The 18,144-nt window shown below is 59.1% G+C and carries 17 protein-coding genes and 1 tRNA gene; 14 read left to right on the top strand and 4 right to left on the bottom strand.

Annotated features, from left to right (window positions below; genetic code table 11):
- Nucleotides 1-256: 256 nt before the first annotated feature.
- Nucleotides 257-2,839, bottom strand: coding sequence for a MobA/MobL family protein (locus OIK40_RS04160; RefSeq protein ID WP_273676461.1), 2,583 nt, complete (start codon nucleotides 2,837-2,839; stop codon nucleotides 257-259).
- Between the two features lie 420 nt (nucleotides 2,840-3,259).
- Here OIK40_RS04160 and OIK40_RS15090 point away from each other — a divergent pair, with 420 nt between their 5' ends.
- Together OIK40_RS15090 and OIK40_RS04155 are read left to right on the top strand one after the other, a co-directional pair.
- Entirely contained in the window at nucleotides 3,260-3,373 is a 114-nt protein-coding gene (locus OIK40_RS15090) for a hypothetical protein (protein ID WP_374211779.1), read from the top strand.
- Nucleotides 3,349-4,221: a hypothetical protein gene (locus tag OIK40_RS04155; RefSeq protein WP_273676459.1), complete on the top strand. Its 873-nt coding sequence runs from the start codon at nucleotides 3,349-3,351 to the stop codon at nucleotides 4,219-4,221. Before OIK40_RS15090 ends, OIK40_RS04155 begins: the two co-directional genes overlap by 25 nt.
- Before the next feature lie 128 nt (nucleotides 4,222-4,349).
- Here the strand turns inward: OIK40_RS04155 and OIK40_RS04150 are convergent, their stop codons facing one another.
- A complete protein-coding gene (locus OIK40_RS04150) occupies nucleotides 4,350-5,141 on the bottom strand; it encodes a hypothetical protein (protein ID WP_273676458.1) in 792 nt (263 codons plus the stop codon).
- Complete coding sequence (locus OIK40_RS04145; RefSeq protein WP_273676456.1) at nucleotides 5,138-5,725, bottom strand: hypothetical protein; 588 nt, start codon at nucleotides 5,723-5,725, stop codon at nucleotides 5,138-5,140. Before OIK40_RS04145 ends, OIK40_RS04150 begins: the two co-directional genes overlap by 4 nt.
- Nucleotides 5,726-6,618: 893 nt before the next feature.
- On the opposite strand from OIK40_RS04145, the gene dcm reads away from it, so the two are divergent.
- The 6 genes from dcm to OIK40_RS04115 all read left to right on the top strand — a co-directional run bounded on the left by dcm (nucleotide 6,619) and on the right by OIK40_RS04115 (nucleotide 13,814).
- Nucleotides 6,619-7,839, top strand: coding sequence for a DNA (cytosine-5-)-methyltransferase (gene dcm, locus OIK40_RS04140; RefSeq protein ID WP_273676454.1), 1,221 nt, complete (start codon nucleotides 6,619-6,621; stop codon nucleotides 7,837-7,839).
- A gap of 3 nt (nucleotides 7,840-7,842) precedes the next feature.
- Nucleotides 7,843-8,295 (top strand): very short patch repair endonuclease, encoded by a 453-nt coding sequence (locus tag OIK40_RS04135; protein WP_273676453.1) that lies wholly within the window; start codon nucleotides 7,843-7,845, stop codon nucleotides 8,293-8,295.
- Entirely contained in the window at nucleotides 8,296-9,615 is a 1,320-nt protein-coding gene (locus OIK40_RS04130) for an MvaI/BcnI family restriction endonuclease (protein WP_273676451.1), read from the top strand.
- Nucleotides 9,616-9,871: 256 nt separating this feature from the next.
- Complete coding sequence (locus tag OIK40_RS04125) at nucleotides 9,872-10,411, top strand: hypothetical protein (protein WP_273676450.1); 540 nt, start codon at nucleotides 9,872-9,874, stop codon at nucleotides 10,409-10,411.
- A 150-nt stretch (nucleotides 10,412-10,561) separates the two neighbouring features.
- Complete coding sequence (locus OIK40_RS04120; protein ID WP_273676448.1) at nucleotides 10,562-12,811, top strand: phage/plasmid primase, P4 family; 2,250 nt, start codon at nucleotides 10,562-10,564, stop codon at nucleotides 12,809-12,811.
- Between the two features lie 193 nt (nucleotides 12,812-13,004).
- Nucleotides 13,005-13,814 (top strand): helix-turn-helix transcriptional regulator, encoded by an 810-nt coding sequence (locus OIK40_RS04115; RefSeq protein WP_273676446.1) that lies wholly within the window; start codon nucleotides 13,005-13,007, stop codon nucleotides 13,812-13,814.
- A gap of 243 nt (nucleotides 13,815-14,057) precedes the next feature.
- Here the strand turns inward: OIK40_RS04115 and OIK40_RS04110 are convergent.
- Nucleotides 14,058-14,132: transfer RNA gene (locus OIK40_RS04110), tRNA-Thr, on the bottom strand.
- 88 nt (nucleotides 14,133-14,220) lie between these two features.
- On the opposite strand from OIK40_RS04110, the gene OIK40_RS04105 reads away from it, so the two are divergent.
- The 6 genes from OIK40_RS04105 to OIK40_RS04080 are packed head-to-tail and all read left to right on the top strand — an operon-like array spanning nucleotide 14,221 to nucleotide 18,102.
- A complete protein-coding gene (locus tag OIK40_RS04105; RefSeq protein ID WP_273676444.1) occupies nucleotides 14,221-14,379 on the top strand; it encodes a hypothetical protein in 159 nt (52 codons plus the stop codon).
- Nucleotides 14,380-14,413: 34 nt separating this feature from the next.
- Nucleotides 14,414-15,100 (top strand): 2,3-diphosphoglycerate-dependent phosphoglycerate mutase, encoded by a 687-nt coding sequence (gene gpmA, locus OIK40_RS04100; RefSeq protein ID WP_273676442.1) that lies wholly within the window; start codon nucleotides 14,414-14,416, stop codon nucleotides 15,098-15,100.
- Entirely contained in the window at nucleotides 15,100-15,591 is a 492-nt protein-coding gene (purE, locus tag OIK40_RS04095) for a 5-(carboxyamino)imidazole ribonucleotide mutase (protein ID WP_273676627.1), read from the top strand. The genes gpmA and purE overlap by 1 nt, the downstream gene beginning before the upstream one ends.
- Nucleotides 15,591-16,658 carry a 5-(carboxyamino)imidazole ribonucleotide synthase gene (locus tag OIK40_RS04090; protein ID WP_273676441.1) on the top strand — a complete coding sequence of 356 codons (1,068 nt, stop codon included), beginning with the start codon at nucleotides 15,591-15,593 and terminating at the stop codon, nucleotides 16,656-16,658. Before purE ends, OIK40_RS04090 begins: the two co-directional genes overlap by 1 nt.
- Nucleotides 16,655-17,170, top strand: coding sequence for a dihydrofolate reductase (locus OIK40_RS04085; RefSeq protein ID WP_273676438.1), 516 nt, complete (start codon nucleotides 16,655-16,657; stop codon nucleotides 17,168-17,170). The genes OIK40_RS04090 and OIK40_RS04085 overlap by 4 nt, the downstream gene beginning before the upstream one ends.
- The gene (locus OIK40_RS04080; protein WP_273676437.1) at nucleotides 17,170-18,102 is read left to right on the top strand and encodes a bifunctional riboflavin kinase/FAD synthetase; all 933 of its coding nucleotides are present in this window, start codon (nucleotides 17,170-17,172) and stop codon (nucleotides 18,100-18,102) included. Before OIK40_RS04085 ends, OIK40_RS04080 begins: the two co-directional genes overlap by 1 nt.
- The last annotated feature ends 42 nt before the right edge of the window (nucleotides 18,103-18,144 follow it).

Raw genomic sequence — 18,144 nt, 5'->3', positions numbered from 1 at the left:
GAAAATCGAGGCGAAAAGCGTCAGTAGGACCAAGTCGAAAGACAGCATTTGCACCAACATCGAATGATCCCGTCTTTCAGTGATCCTTTTCGGTCCAGTGACCTGAATGGGGTCGATTCCTGAAGGGCAGCATTTTTCCAGAGGGCAGGCGAAGCCGCCATACCGCTGTCGGGATCGCGAGTCCCCCCGACTATAGCCAAGGGGCGAAGAGATCCGAGATCGATCCGACGCTCTGCCTCCCCGTTGGCGGCCCAGATCACCAACCGCGCCCAAGCCCGGGATGGGGCATTTGCGGCGATTGGCGCCGGCTCTGCTCGCTATCCGGACCCTGCTCTACTGCCTGATTCGGCGCCGCCCGCTTCATCTCATTCTCCTTCCGGACCTCCTCCTTGATCTCGTCGATCCTGCGCTGGATGGCACGATCCTGCTCGGCGCGAGACAGTGGGTGGTCAGGCAATGACTGGTCACTGGGCGGAGCCTGCATGACCGCTGCTGCGATACGATCAATGATCTGCTCGCGGCCTGACAATGCCTTACCGGTATCCGCCGACTGTTCATTTGGCATCTTCAGTTCACTCTCGATCTCGGCAGCACGTGCATCGCAGCGTCGGGCACTGGCTCGCCAGCGGGCGGCCAGCATAGTGACATCGGCCAGCTCTTCCTCGAGCGAGATCAGATAGCGGGTTGCGCTAGCGACGAGCGAGCGATGTTCGGCCATGCGCTTGGCAGTGGTCGTCTTGGGATCGGCCTCGCCGGCCTTGAGCAGCTTGAGGTTGCGCTCGCGCACCATGACCGCGCGCGATCGGGCACGCTCCAATTCCTGCTCGAGGAGGAAGGCATCCCGCCGAAGCTTTGCAGCCTGCTCCAGCTGCACACGCAGCTCCTTATGTTTGGCCAAGCCGTCGCCATTGCCCAGGGACTGTCCGGACAATGTTTGGGTAATGCGCGTCTCGGCTGCTTCAAGCTCGGCCCGATAACGTGCCTCTGCCTGCGCCAGGATGGCCGCCCACTGCTTGTTTTCGTTTCTGATCCCTGCAGCTGTTGCAACGCCTCTGGTCTCCATCGCGTTAGCGGTGGTGGAGAGGTGCTCGTGCGGATCGGCTGGGATGCCGAGGTCCTCAAAGGTTTCAGGGCTAACCCGCCGCGCGATCCCTGCGGCGGAGAGGTGGCGGTTGGTGACCTTGGCAAGAGCGACCCTCAAGGTCTTCGGCCATGCTCTGGAACGTGAAACCTCCGCTACCTTGTTCTGGCGCAGGGGGAAGGTCGTGCGCTTGTCGGTCCGACGTGGAACCTTGAGTTCGACGGTAAAGTCCCATTGGCCTGGCGAGAGCTGGGATACATCGAAACCCCTCGCCGCGAGCCGTTCGATATCCGCCTCGGTGATTCGCCGGACAGGTCGATCGTAGTAAGCCAAGTGGAAGTGCCAGTTTCGGTCATGGTTGTGGTGGTCGGGGGCGTGCATCACTGCAAGAAAGGGTAGCTCACGTCTCTCGAACTCACGGGCGAAGTCCTGAAGGAGGGCAAAATTCTGACTGGGAGTGAGCTCGGCGGGCAATTCGCCATTGATCCGATATTGCGTCCGGCCGCCCCGACCGATCGTGACCTCTGCGATCGGCGGCGGCTCCTCTGCCACATCTACCGGCTGCTCTTGCGTCTTCGCCTTCTTGGCCTTCCTCTTCTTCGGGCCGGGTTTGACCCAGCCCGGTTGCCGGCGCAGGAAAGCCTGCACCTTGGTGCCGTGTTTGATTTCGATGGGCTTATCCGAGTCCCGATGTGGCCCCTCGATCTTTTCCCGAATCTCCTTCGGGCAGTCCGACTGTAGCAAGACCGCGTCCCAGAAGGGGCGATAGTCGCAATAGCGGAACGCGATCGTATCCGGGCTCGGGGTGCGCTCGTATTCCTCAACCTGTCCCCAGAACCCGGCACGCTCTTTGTCATCCTCATCGATGTTGGTGATGAGCGCGCGCGAATGGTCAGGCTGTATTGCCAATGCTGAGGGCCGAGTGAGGTAGCGATCGAACGCCGCACCAAGCGTCAGATCCTCATCCTCTACCTTTTTGCCTCGAGCTTCCTGATCGCCATTCGACGGGCATCGCAGTCGCTCAGATCCCGGCCCGGCCGCCAGGGATACATCCTCAGGGCTGAGCAGAAGACGCTCGCTTGCCCCTCGATCACATACCAGATCGCGGCCGGACAGCAGGAACAGATCGGCATCGGGTCCGGGGTCTTCGAGGGATCCTTCTCCATCAACGCTGCCAAGGTGGGGCTCAGATGTTCCGAGGTCTTCCACCATGGTTTGGATGTCGGAGGCGTCGAAAGGTGAGGTGGCAGTGACATGGTCGTTCTCCATTTGCGTGGGGATAGGCGCACCACGCTGAACTGCGCTGGCGCTTGTGGGGGAAATGCCTTCGGGATCGGGAGAGGAGTCCACATCGGCCGCGCGTTCGGTGCCCTGCCCCTGTTGCTCTGTGATAAGATCGGCGACTGCGCTTTCGCGCTCGAGATAGCGGCCATGGGCGGCCGCAGCCCCCGGCATGTGCGGCTTTCCTTCGACCAATGTGCGATAGGTGACCTTGGTCACTGCGGAATGCGCGAAGTGAAAAGAAGTGACGCCGCTGGGTGTCCGATGCCGGATCTGGCGGGTGGCAGCGATGCCATAATCGGGAACGCCGCCACCGTGCTGCCCGCTGTCACCCCAGCTCCGTGTCCGGAAGCGCATGGGGTGCAGGGTCTTGCTCTTGCCATCGATGGGCTCGAGCAATCCCTCCTGGATCAGCTTGATCCTGGTGCGGGTCGCCGCGAGTTCGTCGGCTCTCTCCATTTGGGCATTGGTTGGCATGGGCGTATCTCCATGCACATTATAGTATGGAGGAACGGCCAATCGGAAGTAATAAGGAAAGGAATTGTGAATTTATTTTCCTACGCCTTTTTCATTCCAATCCCTCGACCTATCCTATGGAATATCGCTTAGATTTTATCGATGCTATTCGATCAATATAAGTTCAGGAATGCACCGCAGTGTCGCAAGCTAACTTGGAACCCAAGTTAGCGGTATTGCGCCTCAAAACACTTTTTCTTCACTGGCTAAATATTGTTCGCACCATCGATCAACAACTGCTTCAAGCTGGCCCCATGTGCGGCATGGTTGGTGTATACAGAATAGTCGGACACCGTTCGTGCATGACATGCTCAAGGCCGAATTGAAGCGCCGCAACATCAGCTATGCCTAGTTAGTCGGCCTGCGTGCCGATCAGGGGTTGTGGACTCTGATACCCATATCAGGAAGAAGATTAGCCGCGGTAAATCCAGAACGGTGTTCTTTGCTCAATGTCTGACGGAAATCGAGGTGTGCTCGCTGCATTTGCAGGGATAGCTGCACTGCTGGTCGCCACCGGGGCTGGCGCGTTCTACGGCTCAGTCTACGCTCCCGAGAAGCGCCATTATCAGTCCGTAGGCCCCAATAGCGGTCAGACATATCCAGCCGAAAGCCCACGAAATGGTCTTGCTGACGTTCGGGGCATCGACGCTCTCGCGGAGAGCCTAATAGCCAAACCCAAGCCCCGTAATAACGATGAACGCGAGCAGCGCGAGCTCGCCGCCCAAGAATCCATGGCGGTTTTTGCTTACTGGATGTTCTGGGCGGTCGTAATTCAGACGCTTCTGGCGGGCGGCGCTCTGCTGGCAATTTTGAAGGATCTTAAACAAAGCAGAGAAAGCAACGAGCGCGCTTTACGCGCATATCTCTACTTCGGACCCATCGAATTGAGCTCGTTTGCGTCTCGCGAGACCTCCGATGGCAGGCGTTTCGAAGTCAACACAGCAGTAAAGAACGGAGGGCAGACGCCAGCTTATGAGTGTGTCCATATGGGGAATATTGTGGCGTTCACGCCAGACGAAGCGGAAGCTCACTTTGGCAACCAACGGGAACCGCCGCGCATCGGGATGCCAACACCATATGTCGTTCCAAACGGCGGCGAGGTCAATGCGGCCTTTTACAGTTCGTCTGACGTTTCGGAGTCTGACCTTATTCGACTGCGTGATGGGCTAAAGAGACTTTATGCCTATGGAATAGTCGTTTACCATGACATCTTTGGCTTCGAACGGCGCACCCGGTTTTGTTTCCAGTTGGAGAGTGCTTTGCCACAAGAGCCGCCCAATGGAGGGGTGCTGACAGCCAACGTCTTGTGGAGTCTCGCGCCATTCCACAACGACGCTGACTAGCCCACAAACGATGACGCCAGCCATCACGAGGGCGACTAACGTCCTCACCATGGTGCACTTGCTATATAATGCCGCGAAAGCGGAAGGCCCAGCCTGTAGCGCCATGATGCAGGCTGGGCCTTACGCGCTCAAAAAGAGATCGCCATGCGCCTTAGAGCTTCGTCAGTGGTATCTTCGATGCTCTTGATCCGGCGATGGTCATACCCACCGTCGTCGAAGCGATCGATAGGGCTGAGAGCGTCATTGATATCCGCGAACAGGCCGTAGGAAGCCAGCTGATTGGTCAACCTTCTCATCCAGGCGAGGAGGCAGAGTTGGGCCACGCCCGACCCAGGGCCCTGAAGGTTCAGGAAGAACCAGTTGTCGGAGGCCCAAGCCAAGTCGATGAAGCCGGCGCCAAGGTAAGCAACGTCGACGCAGGGATACGGAGACGGAGCAAATGAGCGGGAGTGAGTGCCGGTTATGTCGTTGCGGACGACAATCTTCTGGACGTCAGGAAGACTCTTACCGAGTTCGACCGCCGCTCGAATGGCTTCTGGATCGTCCGAGCGTGCAGGAAGCAATGCCACCACGCAATAGCCGCAGGCATCGGCGTTGGTCATGATCTCTCGCATTGTTTTTGCGGCCGGGGCATCACTGTCCATGACGCCACTGGCGACGTCGAGGAAACACCGACGACCAGCAAACGCTTTGATGATAGAGGCGGCGTCGGATGGCTCGACTTCCGATGGGATGACCACCTCCTTGGCGCCCCTAAGCGGAGGAGCATATGGATCCTGTCCGACAGAACCAACGAGGATCGGTCCGTGCCCGATAGAGCCGGCACTGGCAGCCATCGCCGTGATAGTTGAACATCCCTGGCCGGCTCGGTCGGCCATCGCGCAGACGAGGAGCGGAGCGGTTTGGATAGTAGGGGTCATTCCACCCTCCAAGACTTGCTGTGAGCCGCATCACTGGATGGCTCTGATCTGATAGGCCCATCATGGTTTTCGCGCTCAGAAGTCCGGGGCGGCTTTTCGCGGTGCGGCGCATTCTCCCCGCCGACGGCACCCTCAGTCCGGTGCGCTACAACCTCGGCTTCGAGTTCAGACGCGGACCGCGGACTGTCAGCGCACCCACTGGCACCCGAAGTGGTGATTTCATCGGCGAACCTGTTCGTCACTGAAGACGCTGCATGCTCAGGACGGTTCGCGCCCCGAGCTTCGGCTGATGGCACAGCGGCCTGCGGATGAGGCGACGCAGAACCCGCCGATGGCGCAAGCCGACTGTCAGGCACCCTGTCGGTGCCCTTTTCCTGTTGTTCCTTGAGAAGAAACTTGAGAGCTGCTCCAAAGCCGCTCCGCGATCCGACGCTGTATCCCTTCTTGAGCAGGTGCCGATAGATAGCAGCTTCGGAAATGCCTTTAGATTTGCATTCAGCGATGAAGTCGAGATGCGGACGAATCGCATCACGAACATGACTTTTGATACCGGAGTCTGCCTTGAGTTCGTCTGGAACTTCCATGATCACTATCCTTCAATTTAATACAGTCAATCATCATCGATGATTACTGTCTGCATAAAGGATATGTGAGAAATGAATGCTGCTTCAACAGGAATTTTGCGTGGATCGAGAAATTTATGAAAAATTTGTAAGCAATTTCTGTCTCAATACCCCTGAAACCCGCAGAAATCCTCGATAGTTGCATATGCGGAAATGTTCCAAGAAATCCTCTTTTCGATATCGTATTGGCATCAAATGGACATGAAGCGCGTGGTTCAGGAGCTGATATTATGATTATTTTGCCTACGTGTAATCGTTTCCAAGGGCACGTAATAGAGGCGCATCATTTATTCACTCGCTGTCCAGGATTTATTCTGAGTCACCCCACTGCACGTTGCGCTACGCAACATCGATCAGCAGAGCGGTCGCTGGCTGATCAGACGACCTGCCGATGATCACGAGCCGGCTAATTCGATGGGCTTAGGGGGGAAGCGGCCAAGTGAAGCGGCCAGTTGACGGTCCGTTCGGGCGGCGACGCATGTTCAGGCACACATAGGGGTATGCCGGCAAAGCGCGACACGACAGTTGCATTCATCTGGCGCTGACCTGCATCAAAGAGGTTGGAGAACCGGGTGAAGGCGATGCTGGCCAATCCTGTGATGCCTCGGCGAATCTTCAATGCCTCGGAACGGGCGGGGACATCGCAGAGCAGAATGCCACGGCGACAGATAATCTACATCATCTGACCGCCGATCACCCTGCCGCTGAGGTCGAGTGACTCCGGGTCGTTGACTCTCCAATTGTCCCAAGCTCCACCGACGAGAAGGTAGAACAATTGGCGAACGCATTTCCGTCGAACGCTTGCCAGACGACCGCGATTCCGACACTGTGTCGCGAAACGTCCCAGAGGTTATATGCTCAACGAATTTGCCGCTCTCCGAGTCCGCGCTGGTCTTTCGCTGGAAGAGGCCGCTGGTCGCACTGGTTACAGTGTCCGGCAACTGCAGCGCTGGGAGGCCGGTGTTGGTAAGCCAAGAGAGGCAGCGGTGCAGGTGCTCGCATCGATGGCCGGAACCGGGCCAGCTGCGGTCGGCACAGGCTTCAACTTCATCGACTTGTTCGCCGGGATCGGAGGTATTCGGAAAGGCTTCGACGCCATCGGCGGGCACTGTGTGTTCACGTCGGAGTGGAACAAATTTGCGCAGGAAACCTACACCGCCAATTTCCGCGACAATCACCCCCCGCACGGTGACATCACACAGATTCCTACTGACGCAATCCCGGACCATGACGTTCTGCTGGCGGGCTTCCCCTGTCAGCCTTTCTCGATCGCGGGTGTCTCGAAGAAGAACTCGCTCGGTCGCCAGCATGGCTTCCTTGATGAAACGCAGGGCACGCTATTCTTTGATGTCGCCCGGATCATCAAAGCGAAGCGGCCTGCGGCCTTCCTGCTCGAAAACGTCAAGAACCTGACCAGCCATGACAAGGGCCGCACCTTCGCGGTGATCCTCAAGACGTTGACCGAAGAGCTCGGCTATACGATCTGGCACAAGGTGATCGATGCGCAGCACTTCGTCCCGCAGCACCGCGAGCGGATCGTGATCGTTGGTTTCCGCGAGAACGTGCCCTTCAGCTGGGACGATCTGAAGCTGCCGCCGAAGGGCAGCGTGCGGCTCGGCAGCATTCTGCATCCGGGCGATGGCTCGGAAAGGGCCGAACCTCCATACACGCTCGGTCCGGATGGCAGGGTCAACGGAAAGTATACCCTGACCGACAAGCTCTGGCAGTATCTTCAGGGCTATGCCGATAAGCATAAGGCCGCTGGCAACGGCTTTGGGTTCGGGCTGGTGACGCCTGACGATGTCGCCCGGACACTGTCGGCGCGCTACTACAAAGACGGTTCGGAGATTCTGGTCAGTCAGGGCAAGCACTCCAATCCGCGCCGCCTGACCCCGCGCGAATGCGCACGGCTGATGGGCTATGGCGATGACTTCCGGATCCCGGTGTCGGATACGCAGGCCTACAAGCAGTTCGGCAACTCGGTTGCCGTTCCGGTTTTTGAGGCAGTGGCAAAGGTCATGCAGCCGCACATTCAGGCTCTGGTGGAACCGGCAGGGCAGCGCCGGGCTGCCTGACGTGTGACTGACGTCCACGATCCGGCCACGCGCAGCCGCAATATGGCGGCGGTGAAGGCGCGGGACACAAAGCCCGAACTGATGATCCGCAAGGCCCTGCATGCGGCAGGCCTGCGCTACCGCCTCAATGTTCGCGACCTCCCGGGTAAGCCGGATGTCGTGCTGCCCCGATACCGGGCGGTCGTTTTGGTCCGTGGCTGCTTCTGGCACCGGCATGAGTGCGATCTGTTCCGCCGGCCTGAAAGCCGGACAGAATTCTGGCGGGAAAAGCTCAATGCCAATGCCGCGCGGGACGCCAAGGCAGCTGTTGCTCTCGAGATGGCAGGGTGGCGACAGGCCGTCATCTGGGAATGCGCGCTGAAGGGCAGAAAGAAGCGGGATTTTCAGGACACTATGCAGCGCCTGATCGCCTGGATAAGGTCGGATGAACAAGCGATTACCATCGGGGGCGAATAATTGGTCGCGTCACTTGCGCAACTGCTGGATCTGATGCGGCATCACGGCGCGACCCGCATCTACGCCAAGAATCTTGCTCCCAACGACAATTCCAAGAACCAGGTCTATCTCGGCGGGGACTTCTCGGCGCTCAACATCATCCCCCATGGCGAAATCTACAGCGACGACACCGCGATTGCCGGGGCCGTCCGGGACCGCGCCAAGGCGAGGGTCAGTTTCTTCTGGGTGGATGAAGGTGGCAAGCATCGCGCGCCGGACGCGGGGCTGATCCTCTATCCGAAGTATCCGGAAGTCCGGATGTCCGGCTTTCTCAAGGGCTGCCGCGAGGCACCATCGCACATCATGCGGGTGCGTAATGAAGGACGCCTGCTCGTCCTTGGCATCACAGCCGAAGGTGATGTTCTGGGCTATGCCGCCGATGCAGCTCATCCCGTCGCCGTGGAGGTCCGCGCTTACCAGTGGCCGATGATCGGAGTCTTTCTGGAGCTGCCGCTCCATGCGGGACAGGCTGACAGTCCGAAGGATCGCCTGCTGAATGAGTTGCGGCGTATCTGGCGGCTCAACTGGATCGCGTCGCAGAAGCTCGCGGCCGACGGGACGAAGCAGCCCTATTCGGCGCGGAACGGTGGCGGCTACACGCTCGAAGCCGAGCTGGGCATTACGCCCAACGGCTATGCTGAGCCCGATTTCATGGGCTGGGAGGTCAAGCAATACGGCGTGCGCGACTTCGTGCGGTTCGCCCCCAAATCGCCGGTCACCCTGATGACGCCTGAACCAACCGGCGGAATTTACCGCGACAAAGGCGTTGCCGAATTCATGCGGCGGTTCGGCTATGAAGACCAGTCTGGCAAGGAAGACCGGATCAACTTCGGCGGGCGGTATGACTGCTTGCGGGGCCTGCACGGCCTCACCGGCGTGCGCATGACCATGACCGGATTTGATGCGCAAACCGGCAAGATCACTAACCTCGACGGAGCACTTAGCCTGATTGATGCCAACGATACGGTTGCCGCCTCATGGTCATTCAAGGGAATGATGGCGCACTGGAATCGGAAGCACGCTCAAGCTGCCTATGTGCCTTCGCTGTTCCGCACACCGCCTCCGGAATACAGCTATGGCCCCAGTGTTCTGCTGTGCGAACAGACGGACTTCCTATTGTTCCTGAAGGCTTTTGCGGCTGGCTCTGTCTACTATGATCCAGCGATCAAAGTTGAAAATGCCTCTTCAGCGAAGCCCAACATTAAGAGGCGCAGTCAGTTCCGTGTGGCGCATGGCGATCTTCCAAAGTTGTATCATTTGCATGAATTCGTGAGACTTTGAAGTCCCGCCCTAGTCGAACATGGTTTTGGTCACTCTTCTGCTTTGCACTCATCCAGTGGCGCTGACTGTCGCACTAATCATTCATCAAAAATCGAGCTGTATTCCCTAGCTAATGCAACCGTCATGGAAACGACGGAAGCTAAAACCGGAGGCATGCAATTTGAGCACCCCAAGCCCTTCGAACGCACTCCCATGGATCAGGACTAAGGAGGTAGTCGGTCTTATCGCAGAAGAGTGCAACAACGATCACCTAGAAATGGATGAGCGCTTGCTCATAGCATTCGCTGCGGGGCTGATAAGGTGCCAGGCCGGCAGCGCGGTCTTCAGCATGGGTTCGAACACCGAAATTAAGCGCAACTGGCCGGTCCCGCGTTACATCTGGCAACTGCCGGGCGGTAGCCTGTCTCTTGCGCGCGATCAGTTTACCGCTCCGATCAGCGGATCGAGCAGTCAGGCGCTCGCGGAGGATTCAACTCTTGTTGGCGTAGCAGCTGTAACGCTTTTGGAGCTCAAGACCCACGAGGGTGAACTGAGAAAGCACTTCCAGATGCCTCAGAGGGGACGAAGGCAGCATGGGGCCAAAGCCATCACCCTAACGGCATGCGAGAAATGGCTGAGGCAAGAATTCCGCAAAGATTCAAGACATTTAAGGCGGAAAGATGACTTCATGGAAGACGCACTGGCCAAGTATAAGGGGAGTCTGACTAAGCGAGGCTTCTTCTCGGTTTGGCGAAAGGTGACCATGGAGGCCGATCACAAAAAGAGGCGTGAAGGAGGGAGGCCTGAAGGAACCTGAAATCCATTCATAAAGCATCGCATTAATCATAACGTTTTTGCCGTTTGAACAATATCATCGTATCGTTTTTCTCTTCGTTTTTTCAGGCATTTAGAAATCTATATCGCTCCTCGTCAGCATCAAGCTGAGTCATTCAAAGAGGAGTAAACTATGCATGAGAATGCGAAGGTGGGGCCGAACGATGGCCTTTACGAACATGGCATCATTGAGGCGATTAGTCGCTGGGGCGGCAAATATGAAATGACGGTCGCAGAGGCTGCTGTCATCTACGCGCAGTGCGGGGTGAGTGTGTTCCCCTGTGATCCCAAAACGAAAAAGCCTTTGGTCGAGGGGGGCTTCAAAGCTGCGACTGTAGACGTTAATCAGGTTCGCACATGGTGGAGCAAATGGCCGAATGCGATGATCGGTGTCCCAACGGGTTCGGCATCCGGATTCTGGGTCCTCGACGTGGACGATTGCAAGCTCTTCAAGTCGGGCCGCAAGGTCATCCTCCCTGAAACGCTCACCGCAACAACTGGAAAAGGCGAACACCTCTACTTCATTAGCGATGACAGCAGGCCGGTGAGGAATGCACAAAAATGCATGAAGGATGGCAAGGCGTGCTGGCCATTTCCGCATGCGCCGGGTTGCGATGCCAGAGGGGAAGGAGGTTATATAATCGTGCCTCCTTCGCGTCACCCCAACGGCAATCCGTATCGCTGGAAGACCGTTGTGCCCATCGCCTCCGCGACTGAGGATCTCTATGAAGCCGTAACAAGGGCGAAACGTTCAGGCGAAGTATCCCGGTCGGCGAGGAGGGCAACGACGGCAGGCATTGAGGAGGACGCGCGTGACCCGGAGCAAATTCTCGAGGAGGCCTGTGAGCAGGTGCGGAATGCGCCAGAGGGGGCGCAGGAAGCGACGCTGAACTCGGCCTGTTTCACCATGGGTGCACTTATAGCCAAGGGCAAAGTTTCTTATTCGGATGCGGTTAACCGTATACTGGAAGCAACCGCCACAATGCCGAGCTTCGATCCTGATAATCCCTGGAGGCCGGAGAATCTCGGCAACAAGGTCACCCGCGCCATCAAGGATGGCATGCAGAAGGCGAACAAGAAGCAGAAGCGCGCCGACAAGCCGAGCGAAGACCGTTGCGCTAGCGTCTTTGTCGAGGAGCTCGGCGCACGATATCTCTACGACAGCGACGAGCAGAGATGGATGAAATGGTCAGGACAGCATTGGGCGCCAGACCGAAAAAACCATGTCACTCATGACATCAGGTTGCTCGTTCGGGAAGCGAGCGGCGGCGATGCGAGTTGCTGCAGATCATCGTTCATCAATGGCGTCAGGGGATTGGCAGCGGCTGATCCTAACATTGCCACTGAGAAGGCTGAACTCGACCGCGACGGATTTCTCCTTGGCACCCCAGATGGAACGGTCGAGCTCCGATCTGGTGAACTAAGGCGAGCAAATCCTGATGATCGCATCACCATGATTGCGTCTGCCGGTCCGGCGGAGGGACAACCGCAAGGGTGGCTGACGTTCATTAAGCAGATTACAGAAGGAGATCAGGATCTTGCGCGATATCTGCAGAAGCTGGTCGGCTACTGCCTTACCGGTTCGACGAAAGAGCAATCGCTCTTCTTCCTGTATGGTGTCGGACAAAACGGAAAAACGGTGTTCCTGAATGTCGTTCAGGATATTTTGGGAGATTATGCGAAAACCGCTGCAACTCAGACCTTTATGGCGAGCAAATTTGCTCGCCACACAACCGATCTCGCTGCTCTTGCGGGCGCTCGGCTCGTGACAGCCAGTGAAACTGAGGAACATAATGCTTGGGACGAAAGCCTGATAAAGCAGGTTACCGGTGGAGAACAAATCACAGCACGGCTCATGAGGCGAGATAACTTCAGCTTCACGCCCAGTTTCAAATTGGTTGTGGCTGGAAACTATCCACCGATCCTCAATAATGTTGACCCTGCTACCCGTCGGCGTTTCATAATCATTCCTTTCAAATTTCGGCCAACCCACGTCGACAAGGACTTGTTTCAAAAACTTCTTACAGAGCGCGGTCAAATTCTATCGTGGGCAATTGAGGGCTGCCTGATGTGGCAACGAGAAGGGCTCTCGGTGCCGGCCATCGTGCGCGAGGCTACCGAAGAGTTCTTCAGCACCCAGGACCCTTTCCAAGATTGGCTCGATCAAAAGTGCAAGTCCGCAGGAAATGGCACAACTACAAGTTCGGGGGATCTATGGGCGAGCTGGTCTGAATTCGCGAAGATGGTAGGAGAAGACCCAAGAAGTAAAAAGGCTATGGCGCTTAAGCTCCAAGCAAAGGGCTATCAGATGGGGAGGACTGGGCGCCGCCGGTTTTACCGAGGCATTGCACTTCAGTATGGCGACGGCGAACAAGTCAAATAATTGGCATTTTGTGACGGATAGTGACGCTTTTTTCCTATTATCAATTAAAGAGAATTCCTGACCTATCATCTCTCAACACCGATTTAATTAAAAAGCGTCACAATCCGTCATATTTCGAAAATCGTTTCAAATGGAAAATACACCTTGAGCTTACAAAGGCGCATGAAGTGCCCAAGAGAGGAATTTGTGCTGCATGCCCAGTCACAAACATTACGACATCGTCCCATGGTTACCATACTACGAAAATGCCCTCGTAATTTCGATTGGCCGACGGACCTTGATCACAGCCTTCGGCGACCTCGTGCGCTGTCAAGCTGGCTTCGAACCCCATGAGCTACCGGAAATCTTTGCCGCTCCGGTAGACGGAGACGAGAATGACGCCTGCCGTCGCCTTGTTGCGCTTGACGCTGCGCTGCTGACTACGCAATTCGTGCTGGGCAAGATCGCCACCTTCGCCCGGCCACTCGGTGGGGGTGAAACCGTCGAGATCCCTCCTGCGCATTGGGAGATCGACGATCCACTCCCTCGGCTCGCGACCGGGACCTACAACGCCGCCGATTGGGCTAACGCAGAAGCGCCGGCCAGCCATCGAATTTTCGTTGATGCCGCTGAGTTTGACGCTTGGCTGGCCAAACTGCAGCCCCCCGGTCCGCTGACCGACTCGCAAATTGAGGAGGTTCTTGACCCGCGATTGCGCGCTGCTCGATCAACTGCCGCGCGAAAGCCAAAGAGAGTTCGGCGGACTGACTCACCCGATCGCCATGGTCTGGGTCCGGATGCGACCACAAGCGACACCCCGGTTAACACAGCTCAGCCAACCTTGCTGACCATAAAGGAAGTTCTGCGGCTCACTAGGCTTGGGCGAAGCACCGCCTATCGACTCTTGAGCGCTGGCTCCTTCCCCAATCCAATCAAAATTGGCCGCAGCTCGCGCTGGCTGAAGTCCGATGTGGATGAGTGGATTGCCAAACAAGCCACGTCGCGGGACAGACTCGAAGAATGACCTTCCCCGCCAATGCCGTTTGGCGCGAGTGTTGGGTTGAACGAGCGATGTCTTGTTGACGTGTGTTCTCGCAAGGGCAGGATCCGCCCTAACTTGAAAAGCCGGTTTGAAAGACGCACACGAGTCCGCAGAAGCATTGGATCGCAGAAGGTGAGGCTTGGACAGCACAACGCCAACGCCGCACCGCGTTTTCCATACTGATTACATACCGGCGCCGAACACAATGTCCAAACCATTGAAAAATGGTGCTGCTGGGGAGGATTGAACTCCCGACCTCACCCTTACCAAGGGTGCGCTCTACCACTGAGCTACAGCAGCGCCGGAAACAGGCGCGCCCTATTGTCGCGCGGCCTCGCAATGTCAAGCGGACTTGAAGAGCCACGCCGATAACGCCAATGCGTTTCGCATGAGTGAAGAAGCCCGCAAGAATATGTCCCGTGAAGAGCGCCTCGCGGCCAAATTGCGAGAGAACCTGCGCCGCCGGAAGGCGCAAGCGCGGGCTTTGAGCGATTCGGATGCGGCAAATGCAACGGAATCGCTTCCCAATCCGGCTCCCGAAAGCTAACCCCGCGCGCTCCGAACCAGAGACGAAAGCCATCATGCCCAAGCTGATCCTTGTCCGCCACGGCCAGAGCCAGTGGAACCTCGAAAACCGCTTCACCGGCTGGTGGGATGTCGACCTGACCGAGCAAGGCGTGGCCGAGGCGACTGCGGCAGGCACGCTGCTGCGCGAAAAGGGCGTGTTGCCGACCCGTGCCTTCACCTCGCTCCAGACCCGCGCGATCAAGACGCTGCATCTGGCGCTGGAAGCCGCCGGGCGCCTGTGGATCCCCGAGACCAAGGACTGGCGCCTCAACGAACGCCACTATGGCGGGCTCACCGGGCTCGACAAACAGGAAACCCGCGAAAAGCACGGGGACGAACAGGTGCACATCTGGCGCCGCAGCTTCGACGTGCCGCCGCCGCCGCTCGAGGCGGGGAGCGCCTATGACCTCGCCAGCGACCCGCGCTATGCCGGTATCCCGATCCCGAACACCGAAAGCCTGAAGCTGACGATTGAACGCGTGCTGCCCTATTGGGAAGCTGCCATTCTGCCCGTTCTGGCGAGCGGCGAGACGGTGATCATCTCGGCCCACGGCAACAGCTTGCGCGCGCTGGTGAAACACCTGTCGGGCATTTCGGACGAGGACATCACCGGCCTCGAGATTCCCACCGGCCAGCCGATCATCTATGACTTCGACGACGCAATGGTGCCGGGTGAGCGGTATTACCTGAAGGACGCATGATGGAAGTGACCGGGGGACGTGTCGCGATCGTGATGGGCAGCCAGTCGGACTGGCCGACCATGAAAGCCGCCGCCGAGGTGCTCGATGAACTCGAAGTGCCCTATGAGGCGCGGATCGTCTCGGCGCACCGCACCCCCGACCGCATGATTGCCTTTGCCAAGGGCGCGGAGGGCGAAGGCTTCGACGTCATCATCGCGGGCGCGGGCGGCGCGGCGCATCTGCCGGGGATGATCGCCAGCATGACGCATCTTCCCGTTCTGGGCGTTCCGGTGCAGTCCAAGGCGCTTTCGGGCATGGATAGCCTGCTGTCGATCGTGCAGATGCCGGGCGGTATTCCCGTCGGCACGCTGGCAATCGGCGAGGCGGGCGCGAAGAATGCAGGCCTGATGGCCGCCGCAATCCTCGCGCTATCCGACAAGGATCTGTCCGAACGCCTGCAGGACTGGCGCGCCGCGAAAAGCGCCGCCGTGGGCGAGGTTCCGGAAGACTGATGCTGCCTCCCGGCTCCACCATCGGCATCCTCGGCGGCGGCCAGCTTGGCCGGATGATGGCCATGTCCGCGCTGCAATTGGGCTATCGTTGCATCGGCTATGCTCCACCGGGCGATAATGTCGCCGAAGACGCCTGTTCGGATTTCTTCGAGAACGGATGGGGCGATCGTGCCGCGCTGGCCGCCTTTGCCGCGAAGTGCGACGTGGTGACCTGGGAATTCGAGAACGTGCCGCTGTCGGCGGTCGCGGCGATCCCCGCAAACCTGCTCGCCTGCCCGGCGCGCGCGCTCGAAGTGGCGCAGGACCGGCTGAACGAGAAGAGCTTCATCGCGCAGTTCGGCGGCACCTCGGCGCCCTTTGCCCGGGTCGAAAGCGATGCGGATTTCACCCGCGCGCTCGAAACGGTCGGCACCCCGGGCATCCTTAAGACCGCGCGCGACGGCTATGACGGCAAGGGTCAGTGGCGCATTGCTTCGGATCGCGAAGCAAGCGGCGTGCGCTTTCCGGGCAAGCCCTGCATCTACGAAGGGCTGGTCGACTTCGCGGCCGAATTCTCGGTCATCCTCGTGCGCAATCGCGCCGGCGAGGTGCGGTTCTGGGATTCGACCGCCAACCGGCACGAAGGCGGAATGCTGGCGCAGTCGCTGCTGCCTGCGGGCGCACTGATCGAGGCGCAGGTGCCCGCCGCACGCGAGCTGGCCGCAAGAACGGCGCAGGCGCTGGGCTATGTCGGGGTGCTGACGCTGGAATTCTTCGCGACCGCGCAAGGTCCGGTGTTCAACGAGATGGCCCCGCGGGTCCATAATTCGGGCCACTGGACGATCGAGGGCGCGGCCACCAGCCAGTTCGAAAACCATATCCGCGCCATCTGCGACCTGCCGCTGGGCGGTACCGCGACCCGCTTCGCCAGCATCGACATGCGCAATATCGTCGGCGAGGACGCACTTGCCGCGCACCGGATCCTTGCCGAACCGGGCGAGCCGCACCTCCACCTCTACGGCAAGCGCGAGGCGCGCGAAGGGCGGAAAATGGGGCATGTCACCCGCGTGGGCCATGCGCTGAAATGAATCCGGAAATCGTCCTGATCTATGCCCGCGCCGCCAATGGCGCGATCGGCAATGAAGGCGATCTGCCGTGGCGCCTGCCCGCCGACCTGAAGCGGTTCAAAGCGCTGACCATGGGCAAACCCATGGTGATGGGCCGCAAGACCTTTGAAAGCCTACCCGGCCTGCTGCCCGGTCGCCGCCATATCGTATTGTCGCGGCGCGACAGCTTCAGCGCCGAAGGCATCGAGATGGCCGGTTCGGTCAAGGACGCGTTGGCGCTAGCGGCCGAGAATAACGAGACGGGCGAGGTCGCGGTGATCGGCGGGGCGACGATCTATGACGTGTTCATGCCGCTGGCCCACCGGATCGAACTGACGCAGATCCACGCGGATTACGAAGGCGACACCTTCATGGCCGAGCCGGGGCGCGAATGGGTGCTGGCCGCCCGCGAGGATCACGCAGGGCAAGGCGAACATCCGGCCTTCTCCTTCCTGACCTACCGGCGCGCCGAGGACACCGGGAGGAGCGCCTGATGCGCTGGCTCGATCACCGCAATACCATCCCCGCAGCCCTGCGCGGCGCTGTCATCGCGCTGGGCAATTTCGACGGGTTCCATCGCGGGCATCAGGCCGTGGCTGGCGAAGCGATCCGCTGGGCACACGCCGAAGGCCGCCCTTCGATCATCGCCACCTTCGATCCGCACCCTGTGCGCTTCTTCAAGCCCGAAGTGCCGCCCTTCCGCCTCACGACGCTGGAGCAGCGGCAGGAGCTCTATCTCGCTGCGGGGGCGACCGCGATGCTTGTGTTCCACTTCGATGCGGAACTGGCGGGGACCAGCGCAGAGGATTTCATCCAATCCATCCTGATCGAACGCTTCGGCGCGCATGGGGTGGTGACGGGGGGCGACTTTACCTTCGGCAAGGGCGCGAAGGGCAATGTCGAGCTGCTGCGCTCACTCGGCGGCGATTTGGGCTTGCAATCGCGGGTGGTGGAACCCGTGGCGGAAGGGGGCGAGGTGGTCTCCTCCAGCCGCATCCGGCAGGCACTGCGCGACGGCGACCCGCAACTGGCCGCGCGCCTGCTGACCCGCCCCTTCGCGATCAGGGGCATCGTCGAACATGGCGACAAGCGCGGGCGCACCATCGGCTATCCCACCGCCAACCTCGCAATCGACAGCTATCTGCGCCCGAAATACGGCATCTACGCCGTGACGGGCCGCATCCTGTCGACCGGCCAGCTGCTGCACGGTGCGGCCAATATCGGCATCCGCCCGCAGTTCGAGCCGCCCAAGGAGCTGCTTGAGCCCTATTTCTTCGAATTTGCGGGCGACCTTTACGGGCAAGAGATCGAGGTGGCCTTCCACCATTTCCTGCGCGGCGAGGCGAAGTTCGATTCGCTCGACGCGCTGATCGCCCAGATGGACAAGGATTGCGCCGAAGCGCGGCGGCTTCTGTCCTCGCAATGACGAGTCTTTGCACTGGCAGCGCGAACGGCTAAGGCCCCGCGC

It is taken from the genome of Erythrobacter fulvus (assembly GCF_028595285.1).
Taxonomy (GTDB): domain Bacteria; phylum Pseudomonadota; class Alphaproteobacteria; order Sphingomonadales; family Sphingomonadaceae; genus Erythrobacter; species Erythrobacter fulvus.
The sequence above is the reverse complement of the archived record's forward strand: the minus strand, read 5'-3'. Positions and strand labels throughout refer to the sequence as shown.